This window comes from Streptomyces physcomitrii (assembly GCF_012273655.1).
In the GTDB taxonomy this organism is placed as follows: Bacteria; Actinomycetota; Actinomycetes; order Streptomycetales; family Streptomycetaceae; genus Streptomyces; species Streptomyces physcomitrii.
This window is the reverse complement of sequence record NZ_JAAWWP010000011.1, coordinates 21,891-35,372: the sequence shown is the minus strand read 5'-3', so window position 1 is coordinate 35,372 and position 13,482 is coordinate 21,891. Positions and strand designations below refer to the sequence as shown.

General features: G+C 74.6%; 12 protein-coding genes. 7 read left to right on the top strand and 5 right to left on the bottom strand.

All coding sequences use genetic code 11. The features are described 5' to 3' along the window. Nucleotides 1-13: 13 nt before the first annotated feature. A complete protein-coding gene (locus tag HFV08_RS18520) occupies nt 14-994 on the top strand; it encodes a glucosyl-3-phosphoglycerate synthase (protein ID WP_168541005.1) in 981 nt (326 codons plus the stop codon). A 128-nt stretch (nt 995-1,122) separates the two neighbouring features. Beyond that, nucleotides 1,123-2,535: an alpha,alpha-trehalose-phosphate synthase (UDP-forming) gene (locus HFV08_RS18515; RefSeq protein ID WP_168540856.1), complete on the top strand. Its 1,413-nt coding sequence runs from the start codon at nt 1,123-1,125 to the stop codon at nt 2,533-2,535. 151 nt (nt 2,536-2,686) lie between these two features. Here the strand turns inward: HFV08_RS18515 and HFV08_RS18510 are convergent, their stop codons facing one another. Further along, the gene (locus HFV08_RS18510; RefSeq protein WP_168540855.1) at nt 2,687-3,643 is read right to left on the bottom strand and encodes a hypothetical protein; all 957 of its coding nucleotides are present in this window, start codon (nt 3,641-3,643) and stop codon (nt 2,687-2,689) included. 326 nt (nt 3,644-3,969) lie between these two features. Beyond that, nucleotides 3,970-4,830 (bottom strand): trehalose-phosphatase, encoded by an 861-nt coding sequence (otsB, locus tag HFV08_RS18505; protein ID WP_168540854.1) that lies wholly within the window; start codon nt 4,828-4,830, stop codon nt 3,970-3,972. Nucleotides 4,831-5,092: 262 nt separating this feature from the next. On the opposite strand from otsB, the gene HFV08_RS32560 reads away from it, so the two are divergent. The 4 genes from HFV08_RS32560 to HFV08_RS18485 all read left to right on the top strand — a co-directional run bounded on the left by HFV08_RS32560 (nt 5,093) and on the right by HFV08_RS18485 (nt 8,885). Next, nucleotides 5,093-5,533: a DUF3263 domain-containing protein gene (locus HFV08_RS32560; RefSeq protein ID WP_168540853.1), complete on the top strand. Its 441-nt coding sequence runs from the start codon at nt 5,093-5,095 to the stop codon at nt 5,531-5,533. Between the two features lie 184 nt (nt 5,534-5,717). Then, the gene (locus HFV08_RS18495; RefSeq protein WP_168540852.1) at nt 5,718-6,680 is read left to right on the top strand and encodes an ROK family protein; all 963 of its coding nucleotides are present in this window, start codon (nt 5,718-5,720) and stop codon (nt 6,678-6,680) included. Beyond that, the gene (nagA, locus tag HFV08_RS18490; protein ID WP_168540851.1) at nt 6,680-7,828 is read left to right on the top strand and encodes an N-acetylglucosamine-6-phosphate deacetylase; all 1,149 of its coding nucleotides are present in this window, start codon (nt 6,680-6,682) and stop codon (nt 7,826-7,828) included. Before HFV08_RS18495 ends, nagA begins: the two co-directional genes overlap by 1 nt. 124 nt (nt 7,829-7,952) lie before the next feature. Further along, nucleotides 7,953-8,885 (top strand): 1-phosphofructokinase family hexose kinase, encoded by a 933-nt coding sequence (locus tag HFV08_RS18485; RefSeq protein WP_168540850.1) that lies wholly within the window; start codon nt 7,953-7,955, stop codon nt 8,883-8,885. A 242-nt stretch (nt 8,886-9,127) separates the two neighbouring features. On the opposite strand, the gene HFV08_RS18480 is transcribed toward HFV08_RS18485, so the two are convergent. Then, on the bottom strand, nt 9,128-10,165 hold the full coding sequence (locus tag HFV08_RS18480) for a carbohydrate-binding protein (RefSeq protein WP_168540849.1): 1,038 nt from the start codon (nt 10,163-10,165) through the stop codon (nt 9,128-9,130). A gap of 115 nt (nt 10,166-10,280) precedes the next feature. After that, nucleotides 10,281-11,945, bottom strand: coding sequence for a diguanylate cyclase CdgB (cdgB, locus tag HFV08_RS18475; protein WP_168540848.1), 1,665 nt, complete (start codon nt 11,943-11,945; stop codon nt 10,281-10,283). Nucleotides 11,946-12,282: 337 nt separating this feature from the next. Between cdgB and HFV08_RS18470 the strand changes: the two genes are divergently transcribed. Next, nucleotides 12,283-12,867: a flavin reductase family protein gene (locus HFV08_RS18470; protein WP_168540847.1), complete on the top strand. Its 585-nt coding sequence runs from the start codon at nt 12,283-12,285 to the stop codon at nt 12,865-12,867. A 49-nt stretch (nt 12,868-12,916) separates the two neighbouring features. On the opposite strand, the gene arfB is transcribed toward HFV08_RS18470, so the two are convergent. Further along, complete coding sequence (gene arfB, locus HFV08_RS18465) at nt 12,917-13,384, bottom strand: alternative ribosome rescue aminoacyl-tRNA hydrolase ArfB (protein ID WP_376770667.1); 468 nt, start codon at nt 13,382-13,384, stop codon at nt 12,917-12,919. Between the last annotated feature and the right edge of the window lie 98 nt (nt 13,385-13,482).

Sequence of the window (13,482 nt, the reverse complement as noted above, 5' to 3'; positions counted from 1 at the left end):
GGGGCACGCAACGGTGCTCGATGAGGTCGAGACGTGGCTGGCCAGGCGCTCCTGGTCGGTGTCCGAGCGTCCGCTGTCCCGGCTGACCGCGGCCAAGCGCGCCCCGGGTGCCCGGGTCAGCGTGGTGCTGCCCGCGCTCAACGAGGAGGAGACGGTCGGCGAGATCGTCTCGGTGATCCGGCGGGAGCTGATGCGCCCCGCGGCCCCGCTCGTCGACGAACTCGTGGTGATCGACTCCGGCTCCACCGACGCCACCGGCAAGGTCGCCGCCGAGGCGGGCGCCCGGGTGGTGCACCGCGACGAGATCCTGCCCCGGCTGCCCGCGCTGCCCGGCAAGGGCGAGGTGCTGTGGCGCTCCCTCCTGGTGACCGAGGGCGACATCGTCTGCTTCGTCGACGCCGACCTGCGGGACTTCTCCGCGGACTTCGTGACCGGCATCGTCGGCCCGCTGCTGACCGACCCGGACGTGCAGTTCGTGAAGGCGATGTACGACCGCCCCCTCACCGGCGCGGACGGCGCGGTCGGCACGGGCAGCGGGGGCTCTGCGGCACAGGGCGGCCGGGTCACCGAGCTGATGGCGCGCCCGCTGCTGAACATGCACTGGCCGCGCCTCGCCGGTTTCGTGCAGCCGCTCGGCGGCGAGTACGCGGTCCGCAGGCCGCTGCTCGAACAGCTGCCCTTCCCGGTCGGGTACGGGGTGGAGCTGGGCCTCCTGGTGGACGCCCTGCACACGGTGGGCCTGGACGCGCTGGCGCAGGTCGACGTCGGGGTGCGGCGCCACCGCCACCAGGACGGGCAGGCCCTCGGCCGGATGGCCGCCGCGATCTACCGCACCGCCCAACTGCGCCTGGCCCGCGGTCAGTTGCTGCGTCCGGAGCTGACCCAGTTCGTCCGCGGCGAGGAGGGCTTCGAGCCGCGTACGTACCCGGTGGACACCGAGGAGCGCCCGCCGATGTGCACGGTGGCGGAGTACGCCTCGCGCCGGGTGGCCTGAACCCGCCGGGCCGGGGCGCGGCGGACGGGGTGCGCGGGGGCGCCCGGTGGTCCGGCGGGGCGCACGGCGGTACTCCGCCTGCCCCCGCCCGACGTTTGCCTGTCACATGGCGCGGCTAGGTTCGGCACATGTCTTCCACCCAGGGTGCCCAGGTCCTCGTCGCCTCCAACCGCGGTCCGGTCTCGTATGTGACGGGGGCGGACGGCTCGCTGACCGCCCGGCGCGGCGGCGGCGGTCTCGTCTCCGGCCTCTCGGCGATCGGACCGGACACCGACGCGGTGTGGGTCTGCGCGGCGCTCTCCGAGGACGACCGGGAGGCGGTGCGGCGCAGCGGCGGGCGCCTGGATCCGGCCGACACCGGTGGACAGAGTGTCCGGATGCTGGACATCGCGCCGCAGGTGCACACCGAGGCGTACAACGGCATCGCCAACTCGGTGCTCTGGTTCGTGCACCACATGCTCTACCAGACCCCGCTGGAGCCGGTCTTCGACGAGGACTTCCGCACCCAGTGGGCCTCCTACGAGGCGTACAACCAGGCCTTCGCCGAGGCGCTCGCCGCCGAGGCGGCCGAGGGCGCGGCGGTGCTGATCCAGGACTACCACCTGACCCTGGCCCCCGGGATGCTCCGCGCGCTCCGCCCCGACCTGCGCATCGGGCACTTCTCGCACACTCCCTGGGCGCCGGTGGACTACTTCCGGATACTGCCCGACGACATCGCGGAGAAGGTGCTGCGCGGAATCCTCGGCGCCGACCGCGCCGCCTTCCTGACCCGGCGCTGGGCGGACGCCTTCGAGGAGTGCGCCCGGCGCGTGCTCGGCGGCACCGGCAACACCCGGATCGGGGTGCACGGGCTCGGCGCCGACGCGGAGTTCCTGCGCGAGCGGGCGCACCGCCCGGACGTGGACGAGCGCCTCGCCGCGCTGCGCGAGCAGATCGGCGGCACCGACCGCAGGACCGTCGTACGGGTCGACCGCACCGAGCTGTCCAAGAACATCGTGCGCGGGCTCCTCGCCTACCGGCACCTGCTCGCCGCCCGCCCCGAGTGGCGCGAGCGCGTGGTCCACCTCGCCTTCGCCTACCCCTCCCGCCAGGACCTCGCCGTCTACCGCGACTACACCGACGAGGTGGCCAGGGTCGCCGCCGACATCAACGCCGAGTTCGGCACCCCGACCTGGACCCCGGTCGTCCTGCACGTCAAGGACGACTTCTCCCGCTCGCTCGCCGCCTACCGGCTCGCCGACGTCGCCCTGGTCAACCCGGTGCGGGACGGCATGAACCTGGTCGCCAAGGAGGTCCCGGTCCTCGCCGAGCAGGGCTGCGCCCTGGTCCTCTCCCGGGAGGCCGGCGCCTACGAGGAGCTGGGCGAGGACGCGCTCGTGGTGAACCCCTACGACGTCATCGCCACCGCCGAGGCCCTGCACGAGGCGCTGAGCCTGCCCGAGGCGGACCGCGTGGCGCGCGCCGGGCGCCTGGCCGCCGCGGCGACGGCGCTGCCGCCCAAGGAGTGGTTCCTGGCGCAGCTCGGGGAGTTGCGGGGCTGAGGCGGACGCGGCGGGGCCGCGGAGTCGGCCCGAGGGGGCCGGGTTCGGCAGGTGGCCGCGCGCGTACGGGAGCCGGGTCCGTCCGGCGCCCGGCACGGCGACGGCCGCCGGGTGAGCCCGGCGGCCGTCGGGGAGCGGCGGGGGCGGCCGGTCAGCCGACCGCCTTCCAGTGGTCGTACTGGTTGACCATGCTGTAGCTGCGGCCCGGGCAGTAGAAGGCGCTGTCCGGCTGGTCGTAGTGGGTGTCGGAGTTGTCCGGGCCCGCCGCGGCCCACTGGCCGTCGGTGCGTACCGAGATGTTGCTGGACTCGAAGGTCAGGCCCGACATCGCGTGGCAGGAGTAGGCGACGTTCGAGGCGTCCGTGGTCGAGTACAGCTCGTAGATGTCCCAGCCGTCGTTGCGGCCCTGGGTCTGCCCGGACTGGGTGAAGACCTCGTCCCAGGCGCCGGTGGTGTGGTTGTAGAGGGAGGCGGTCCAGGTGTTGGAGCCCGCGTCGGTGCGCACCACCCGGCCGGTGTACGCGGAGGAGCCGTCCGTGTAGGCGGCGAGGAAGGCGTCGTCGATCGGCACCGAGGCCTCGAAGTTGACCGACTTGCACCAGTCCCAGGCGGAGACGGTGGCCCGGCCCTGGGTGTAGACGGTGACCAGCTCGATGCAGGAGCCGCCCGCCGGGTAGAGGGTCGGCGTGTAGATCGTGGTGCTGCCCTCGGTGACGTCGACCTCGCGGGAGACGGTGTGCGTGGCGCAGGCCCCGTCCCGGCCCGCGGCCTCCTTGAAGGCGGTGCCCTGGGCGGGGTGGATGTCCACCTTCAGGCGCGAGCCGTCGCCGGGCGCGCCGACCGGGCCCTTGCCCGGCAACCCGCGTGCCGCGCGGTGCCGTTCGGCCTGGGCGTCGAGCTGCCGGTGCACCTCGGCGCGGGGCAGCGCGCCCGCGACCCGGCGCCCGGAGTCCGCGGCGGCGGAGGTGCAGGGGTTGGCGGCGGCCGACTGCGGGGCGGTGCGTTCGGGGGCGGGGAGGGCGGTGGCGGCGGGGGCGCCGAGCCCGCAGGCGAGCAGCAGGGCCGCGCCCGCGCCCAGGACACCGGCCGTGGTTCTGACACGCTTCACGGTGCGTTCCTCTCGGAGTGGGGGATCGAGGAGTATGCGGCACCATGCTCATGACAGCGAGCGCGGTCAAGACGTACGGGAATTTCACAGGCCTGTGAACGCGGGTCTGGCCGAGAACACCTGCCGGGGGCGCGAACTCGCAGAAGCGGTGCGGCCGTTGTCCGCAGGTGCCTCGAACTCGGCGCGTGACGGCGGCGGTTGACCCTGGCTCGGGTCGGCGAACCCGGCCGAGCGGCGGCCGCGTTGCTCCCCCAACTCGCCTGTGTGTCAGGGCTGTTGCTCACCGCGCGGCCCGGCGGTCCCTCACCGCGCGGCCCGGCCGTCGCTCACCGGGCGCCGCGGACCCTCTCCGCCAGGGCGCCGAGGAGGGCGACCACCCCTCCGGGGCCGTCCACCGCCAGATCGGCGCGGTCGGTCAGTTCGCGTACCTCCGCGCTGGCGCTGCACACCAGGAGGCCGGGCAGCCCCTCGCCGCGCAGCCGTTCCACCGCCGCGAAGGCGGCGAGGTCGCCGAGGTCGTCGCCCGCGTAGAGGACCGACTCCGCGCCGCTCTCCCGCAGGCAGTCGGTGAGGGCGACGCCCTTGTCCATCCCGGCGGGCCTCAACTCCAGTACGAGGCGGCCGGGTTCGAGGACGAGGCCGTGCCGGGTGGCGAGCGCGGCCAGCGGTGTCCGCAGGGCGGCGAAGAGGGCCTCCGGGTCGGCGGCCCTGCGGGTGTGCACCGCGACCGCCCTGCCCTTCTCCTCGATCCAGCTGCCCCGGTCCTCCCCGGCGTCCAAGTCGGCGAGCAGAGCGGGGAGTTCGGCCCGGGCCGCGGCCACACCCGGGTCCTCGGGCGGCGACTGGACGGCACCGGAGACCGCGTCCCAGCGCTCGGCGCCGTAGTGGCCGAGCACCACCAGGTGTTCGAGACCCGGCACCCCGCCGAAACCGCCGAGCCGCACCGCCACCTCCGCGGGGCGCCCGGTGATCACGGCGACCCGGCCCACCAGGGGGGCCAGCGCGGCGAGCGCGGGCACGGCGCCGGGGTGGGCGCGGGCCTGCTCGGGGTCGGGGACGATCGGGGCGAGGGTGCCGTCGAAGTCGAGGGCGATCACCGCCCGCTCCGGACGGTCGAGAAGCGCCGCCAGACCGTCGCGCCCGGCGGCGGTCACGGGCGTCGGCAAGGTGTCCTGGTGGCTGCCCATGCGGGGACCCTATCCACCGGCACGGGCCCGCATCCGCATCGGGCGCGCGCTTCTGCCCTTCGGCTCCGCTCTTCGGCTCTGCTTTTCGGCTCTGCTTTTCGGCTCCGCTCTTCGGCTCTGTGCTTTTCGGCTTCGCCGCCTCGGGTTCTCCCGCTGCCCCGCCCCTGCCCGCCGGGCCGTCGCGGTCCCGGCCCCGGACTCGGCTCCGGCTCCGGCTCCGGCTCCGGACCTGCTGTCAGTACCAGCCGCTAGCGTGCGGAGCATGCCGAGGGACCGAGAGACCGAGGAGACCGGGAAGGCCGGAACGCCCGGGGAGACCGGGGAGACCGGGGAGACCGGGAAGGCCGTGGAGAAGAAGGCCGGGGAGACCAGGGAGACCGGAAGCACAGCGGCGCAGGACGGGACCGGAGGCCCCGCCGCCCCCGACGAAGCGACGCCCCCCGAAGGCGCCGCCCCCGCGCCCCGCCCCGCCCCCCGTACCGAGCTGTCCGCGCGGGAGCGGGACGTGCTCGCCATGGAGCGCCGGAGCTGGCCCACGCCCGGCGCCAAGGAGCGTGCCGTACGGGAGGAGCTGGGCCTCGCGCCGGTGCGGTACTACCAGCTGCTCAACGCGCTGCTCGACGACCGGCTGGCCCTGGAGCACGACCCGGTGACCGTCAACCGGCTCCGCCGCATACGCGCGGCCCGCCGCACCGAACGCTGAGCCGTCGGACGGGCGGCGGCGAGCCGCACCCGTACCCGCCCCGTCTCGACCCCCCGTCCCGACCCGACCCGCCCCGAACGCGCCTCCGTATCCACAGGATCTCCACACCCCGGACCTTGCTTCGCCGCGCCGATCCGCGTAACTGGACTAGACCTCTCGGCGGTCCAGGCGCGAGACTGTCCCCGTGAGACATGTCATCGCCCTGGATGTGGGCGGCACCGGGATGAAGGCCGCCCTGGTCACGGCGGACGGCACGCTGCTGCACTCGGCACGCCGGGACACCGGACGCGAGCGCGGTGCGGAGGCGGTGGTCGAGTCGATACTCGCCTTCGCGGCCGAACTGCGGGCGCACGGCGAGGAGAAGTTCGGCGAACCGGCCGCCGCGGCGGGCGTCGCCGTGCCCGGGATCGTCGACGCCGAGCGCGGCATCGCCGTCTACGCCTCCAACCTGGGCTGGCGCGACCTCCCGCTGCGCGCCCTGCTCAGCGCCCGGCTCGGCGAGGTGCCGGTCGCCCTCGGCCACGACGTGCGCACCGGCGGGCTCGCCGAGGGGCGGCTCGGCGCGGGCCGCGGCGCGGACCGGTTCCTCTTCGTACCGCTGGGCACCGGCATCGCGGGCGCCATCGGCATCGACGGCCGGATCGAGCCCGGCGCGCACGGGCACGCGGGCGAGATCGGCCATATCGTCGTCCGGCCCGGCGGCCCGCCCTGCGGCTGCGGCCGCCGCGGCTGCCTGGAGCGGCTCGCCTCGGCCGCCGCGGTCAGCGAGGCCTGGGCCGCGGCCTCGGGCACCCCGGACGCGGACGCGGCGGACTGCGCGCGGGCCGTGGACGCGGGCGACCCGCGGGCACGGGCCGTCTGGCAGGAGGCCGTGGACGCGCTCGCCGACGGCCTCGTCACCGCGCACACCCTGCTCGACCCGCACACGCTGATCATCGGCGGCGGACTGGCGCAGGCGGGCGAGACCCTGTTCGTGCCGCTGCGCGCCGCCGTGCGGCAGCGCCTGACCTTCGAGCAGCTGCCCGAGATCGTGCCCGCCGCCCTCGGTGACCGGGCCGGCTGCCTCGGCGCCGGGCTGCTCGCCTGGGACCTGCTCACCGCGTCCGGCCCGGGCGCGCCCACCCACTCCCCGGAGGTAACCGCCTGATGGCCGCCGCACACCTGGTTCTCGCCGGTGCCCACGTCGTCCTGCCCACCGGCACCCTCGCGGGCGGCCGGGTCGTCGTCGAGGGCGGCCGGATCGCGGACAGCGCGCCCGAGGGCGCCCCGGAGACCGACCTGAGCGGCCACTGGCTGCTCCCCGGCTTCGTCGACATGCACAACCACGGCGGCGGCGGCGCCTCCTTCACCAACGGCACCGTCGAGGACGTCCTCAAGGGCGTGCACACCCACCGGCTGCACGGCACCACGACCACCGTCGCCTCCACCGTCACCGGCGACCTGGACGCCCTGCTCCAGCGCGCCGGTCTGCTCTCCGAACTGGCCGAACAGGGCGAGATCGCGGGCATCCACTTCGAGGGCCCGTTCATCTCGCCCTGCCGCAAGGGCGCCCACTCCGAGTCGCTGCTCCGCGAGCCGGACCCGGCCCTGGTGCGCAAGCTGGTCGACGCGGCGCGCGGGCAGGCGAAGATGCTCACCCTCGCCGGCGAACTGCCGGGCGGTCTGGAGTCGGTGCGGCTGCTCGTCGAGGCGGGCGTGATCGCCGCGGTCGGGCACACCGACGCCACGTACGAGCAGACCAAGCAGGCCATCGACGCGGGCGCGACCGTGGCCACCCATCTGTTCAACGCGATGCCTCCGCTCGGGCACCGCGCGCCCGGACCGGTCACCGCCCTCCTGGAGGACGAGCGGGTCACCGTCGAGCTGATCAACGACGGCGTCCATCTGCACCCCGCCGCCCTGCGCCTTGCCTTCGGCCACGCGGGAGCGGACCGGGTCGCCTTCATCACCGACGCGATGGACGCGGCCGGTTTCGGCGACGGCGTCTACCGGCTCGGGCCGCTGGAGGTCGCGGTCCGGGACGGGGTGGCCCGGCTGGTCGAGGGCGACTCCATCGCCGGTTCCACGCTCACCCTGGACCGCGCCCTCCAGCGCGCGGTGACCGTGGACAAGATCCCGGTCGAGGACGCGGTACGGGCGCTGTCGGCCAACCCGGCGCGGCTGCTCGGCCTCGCCGACCGGGTGGGCTCGCTGGAACCCGGCAAGGACGCCGACCTGCTCGTCCTGGACGCCGGCTTCGCGCTGCGCGGGGTGATGCGCAAGGGCGTCTGGCTGCGCGAGCCGCAGCCGGCCTGACCACCCGCCCGGGCGCCCGGACTTTGGCATGATCAAGGGGCCCGCCCGGGCGGGCCCGGCCCGCCGGAGCGGGCGCCGCACGCCGGCTCCGACAGGGCCGCCGTCACGCTTTGGGGGAGACCCGGTGATCCTCACGGTCACACCGAACACCGCGCTCGACATCACCTACCACGTGCCGTCGCTGCGGCCGCACGCCTCGCACCGCGTCCGCGAGGTCGTCGAACGCCCCGGCGGCAAGGGCCTGAACGTCGCCCGGGTGCTCGCGGCCCTCGGCCACCGGGTGACCGTCACCGGACTCGTCGGCGGCAGCACCGGCCGGTCGCTGCGCGAACAGCTCGCCGGTACCGAGAACCTCACCGACGCCCTCTTCCCGGTCTCCGGCGCCACCCGCCGCACCATCGCCGTGGTGGACGCGGCCACCGGCGACACCACCCAGCTCAACGAGCCGGGCCCGCTGGTCGCCCCCGCCGAGTGGTCGGACTTCGTCGCCTCCTACGAGCGGCTGCTCCCGTCCTGCTCGGCCGTCGCCCTGTGCGGCAGCCTCCCGCCGGGCGTGCCGGTGGGCGCCTACGCGCAGCTCGTACGGGCCGCCCGCGGGGCCGGGGTGCCGGTGCTGCTCGACACCAGCGGTGAGCCGCTGCGGCGCGCGATCGCCGCCCGGCCCGACCTCATCAAGCCCAACGCCGAGGAACTGGCCGAACTCACCGGCTCCCACGAACCGGCCGAGGCCATCCGGGACGCCCGCCGCCGCGGCGCCCACGCGGTCATCGCCTCCCTCGGCGCCGACGGCATGCACGCGGTCACCCCCGAGGGCCACTGGCGCGCGGCCCCGCCGGAGCGGGTCAGGGGCAATCCGACCGGCGCGGGCGACTCGGCGGTGGCCGGTCTCCTCTCGGGCCTGGTGGAGGGCCTCGACTGGCCGGAGCGCCTGGTCCGCGCGGTCGCCCTCTCGGCGGCGACCGTACTGGCGCCGGTGGCGGGCGAGTTCGACCCGGAGGCGTACGAGGAGCTGCGGGCGAAGGTGGTGGCGGGGCCGGTGGCGCCGGACCCGGAGTGAGCCGGTTCCCCCGCGCGGCGGAACGCCGGCGCGGGCACGGCCGGACGGCAACGGACGACGAGCGCCCTCCCCCGCGCGGGGGAGGGCGCTCGCTCGTGTCCGGGGCGGCGGGCGCACCCGGGCACCCGGTCCCTGCTTCTCGACGTGGCCCGCCTCACCTCTCGACGTGGCCCGCCTCACCTCTCGACGTGCCCCGCCTCACCTCTCGACGTGCCCCGCCTCACTTCACGACGTGCCCCGCCTCACCTCTTGACGTGGCCCGCCTTCAGCCACACCTGGTCCAGATTGGCGTCGCAGGTGTCGCCCGTCTCGCAGGAGATCACGAAGGTGTTGGTGCCCTTGCTGAGGTGTATCCAGGCGTAGGTCTCGGTCCAGCCCTTGTCCCAGGCGCCTTCCTTGGCCCCCGCGAAGTTGTCCATGTTGAGCTTGCGGTCGGACGGCTTGCCGTTCACGGTGAGCGTGGTCTCGGCGGCCTTGCCCGGGACGCCGTAGCCGACGAAAAGGGTGTAGTCCCCCTCCTTCGGGATGCCGTCGACCTTCCAGGCGGCCCGTGCGCCCGGGGTGTTCAGCCCCGCGACGTACACCCCGCCCTCGGCCCGGGCCCCCTCGATCGTGGAGTCCGTCTTCGTACCGCCCGTCAGCGTCAGCGACTTGGCGTCCGCCTTCGGCAGGTCCACGGGCTTGTCCGGCTTTCCGGTGGGCTCCTCGGTGGGGTCCTGGGTCTGGCCCGCGGTGGAGTCGTCGCCGGGCTCGTCGGAGGCCTTGTCGTCGCCGGAGCCGCCGAGGACCGCGATGCCGATGCCGATGACGACCGCGGCGACCACCGCGACGGCGCCGATCAGCAGCCCGCGGGTGTTGGGGCCGCGGCCCCGGCCGCCGCCGCCGTCGTGGTGCTCGTGCCGGGCGGGCGGGGTGCCTCCGCCGCCGGGCAGCGTCTCGGGGGCGCTGTAGTGCGGGTTGGGGCCCTGGTACTGCTGCTGCGGCGCCTGCTGGCCGTACGCCTGCCGGGCACCGGGGCCCTGCTGCTGGCCCTGGCCGTACTGCTGCTGGCCGTACTGCCGGTTCCCCGCGTACTGCTGTCCCTGGCCGTAGGTCCCCTGGGAGGCGCCCTGGCCGTACTGGCGCTCACCGACCGCGCGGACATTGTGGTAGGAGCGGGGGCCGGGGTAGCCGTAACCGCCGCTGGGCGGCGTGGCACCGGAGGCCTGCCCGTCGGCGTACAGGTAGCCGAACGGGTCGTCGTCCTCGGGCGTGCTCGCGCCGTCGTTGCCGGGCGTCATTCCCCGTCTCACTCCCTTGGGGCAGGTGTCGGTTGCCGTGCGATGCGGGCGAGCCTACCCGCTCAAGATGACCCGAACGGGTGAGCCGGACGACATCGGGCCCCCGACCTGGGGATCAGCCCGCCCGCCTGTGCTGTTTCGCACGTGACCGCTTTTCGACGTACATGCGCTGGTCCGCCGATTTGAGCACTTCGTCCGCGGTCATTCCGCAGTGCGCCCAGCCGATGCCGATGCTCGCGCCGACCCGCACGGGGCGGCCGTCCACCCGGATCGGCGGGATGATCGCGCTCCGCAGCCGCACCGCGAGGTCCTGGGCGTCCGCGCGGCCGAGGCCGTCGGCCAGGACCACGAACTCGTCGCCGCCGAGCCGGGCCACGGTGTCCCCGTCCCGCACCCCGCTGGTCAGCCTGCGGGCGACCTCGATGAGCACGGCGTCGCCGGTGTGGTGGCCGTAGCGGTCGTTGATCGACTTGAAGCCGTCGAGGTCGCAGAAGAGCACCGCGAGCCCCTTGGCGCCGTCGTCCGCCTCATCGTCGGGGGCGACGGTGTGCACATGGTGGTCGTGCAGGACGGTGCCCGGCAGGTGCTCCTCGGGCAGGTCGAGGCCGTGGAGTTCGGGCCCGGGGAAGCCGGTGCCGAGGGCGGGCCCGCCGAAGGCGGCGTCCATCGAGGAGTCCGCGCCCGCGCCGGGCCCCGGGCGGCCGCAGAGCCGGGCGCCGAGCCGGGAGCGCAGCTCGGCGGAGTTGGGCAGTCCGGTGAGGGAGTCGTGGGAGGCGCGGTGCGCGAGCTGGAGCTCCCGGCGCTTGCGCTCTTCTATGTCCTCGACGTGGGTGAGCAGGAAGCGCGGCCCGTCGGCGGCGTCCGCGACCACGGAGTTGCGCATCGAGACCCAGAGGAAGGAGTCGTCGCGCCGCTTGAGCCGCAGCTCGGCCCGGCCGCCCTCGGCGGAGGTGCGCAGCAGGATGCCGATGTCCTCGGGGTGGACCAGATCGGAGAAGGAGTAGCGGCGCATGGCGGAGGCGGAGCGGCCGAGCAGCCGGGAGAGCGCGTCGTTGGTCCGCAGGATCCGGCCGTGCTGGTCGCCGCCCATCTCGGCGATGGCCATTCCGGAGGGCGCGTACTCGAAGGCCTGCCGGAAGGACTCCTCGCTGGCGCGCAGGGCCTGCTGCTCGCGCTCCAGGCGGACCAGGGCGCGCTGCATGTTTGCTCGCAGCCGTGCGTTGCTGATCGCAATCGCGGCCTGGAAGGCGTACATCTGCAGCGCCTCGCGGCCCCAGGCGCCGGGACGACGTCCGTTACGCGGTCTGTCGACGGATATGACGCCGATCAGCTCACCGCCGCTGCTACTGGGTGAGTACAGCGGGGCGAAGAGTCGGTCGGAGGGGTGCCACTCGTCCTCGAAGCGCGGCTCGGGGCCCTCGGTGTGCCACTGGGGGACCTCGTCGCCGTCGAGTATCCAGCCCTCGGTGTGCGGGATGAAGCGCAGGGCGCCCCAGACCTCGCCCATGTTCAGGCGGCGCTCCCAGGCGGCACGGGGGCCCACCCGGCCGGTGATGAGGGCCTCGGCGGCGGAGCTGCCGGCGAGCGCGGCGACCACGAGGTCGCCGTCGGGGCGTACGAGGTTCACGCACGCCAGCTCGTAGCCCAGGCCGGAGACCACCCCGTCCGCGACGGACTGCAGGGTGTCGGCCAGGCTGCGTGCCGTGTTCATGTCCGCCATCACCTGGTGCAACTGACGCAGGGACGCAAGACGGACGTACGGCTCCGACTCGGCGTCCATGCTCACTCTCCCCGAGACCTCGACAGCAAACTCCAGGGTTGTCATCGGCGTTCGTACAGCAGCGTCCCCGCCACTGAATCACAGCGAGCTGTTCCGTCGGTACACAGGGTCAACAATAATTGGCTCCTGTGACTCAAGTCACAGGAGGGGAAGGGGGGTTGACTGGCTCCCGACCAGGCATCGCGAGTGTTTCCACTCCGCAAATCCCCTCCGGGCGATCCCGACCACTCTGCCCCTTTTGCGGCCCCGGACCTAGGTCTCGCCGCCCATCCGGCCGTCCGGGTCCTGGTCCGCCGGGCCGATGCGCGCGGCCGGGGGCCGCCGTAGCGTCGGCCGCATGCTGCGATCGCCGAAGACCCCGAGCGACCCCCGGATCGAGGCCGCGGGCCCGGCCGGCGGGCATGCTGAGGGGGTGACCCACGACGAGTTCCGCGCCGCCATGACCCGACTGGCCGCCGGTGTGGTCCTGGTGACCGCGCACGAGCCGCAGCCCGACCCCGAGGGGCCCCGCGGCGAGGACATCGGGATGACGGCGACGTCCTTCCTCTCCGTCTCGCTCGACCCCCCGCTCGTCCTCGTCAGCCTGCGCGAGGGCTCCCGGATGGACGAACTCCTCGAAGAGCAGCCGGTGTGGGCGGTCTCCCTGCTCTCCGAGAGCCAGCGCCACATCGCGGGCCGGTTCGCCATGAAGGGACGGGTCAGCGACCGCCTCCTCTTCGAGGACATCGCCTTCACCCGGGGCGAGGTCTCCGGCGCCCCGCTGGTCGGCGGCGCCCTGGCCACCCTGGAGTGCCGCACCGAGCAGCGGGTCACCGCGGGCGACCACGTCCTGGTGGTGGGCCGGGTGCTCACCGCCGGGCTGCCCACCACCGAGGGCGGGCCGCTCACCTACTTCAAGGGGCGCTACCGGCGGTTGGGGTAGCGCAGGCGACACGCGGGACAGCGCGCGAGGCGGTCCGGCCGCCCCCGCCTCACCAATCGCGGCCGCTGCGCCCGCGCTTGGTCTGGGAGCGCTGCTTCTTCTCGCGCAGCCGCCGTTCGTTGAGACCGCGCGGGATGCGGCGCGGCTTACGGGGCTTGGGCGGCGGCGCGGTCGCCTCGGCGAGCAGGGCGGCGAGGCGTACGGCGGCGCTCTCGCGGTTGCGCCACTGCGAGCGGTGCTCCGAGGAGCGCACGCTCACCACCCCGTCGACGAGCCGCCCTTCGAGCCGGGCGAGCGCACGCTCCTTCCACACCTCGGGCAGCGCCTTGGTCGCCGCGAGGTCGAAGCGCAGCTCCACCTGGGAGTCGCTGGTGTTGACGTGCTGCCCGCCGGGCCCCGAGGACCGCGAGAAACGCCACATCAGCTCGGCCTCCGGCAGGGAGACCGAACCGCGGATGAGGTGCCGGCCGGGGGCCGAACCCCCGGTGCCCCCTGCTGGTCTGGACATGCCGACCATGGTCCCGCGCTCCCGCGGCGGCGTCATCCTCTTTTCGCTCGGCGGCCTCTCGGGGCGCGCGTCCCGGGCGCGTGCGCCGTGCGGCGGGGCGTGCGCCG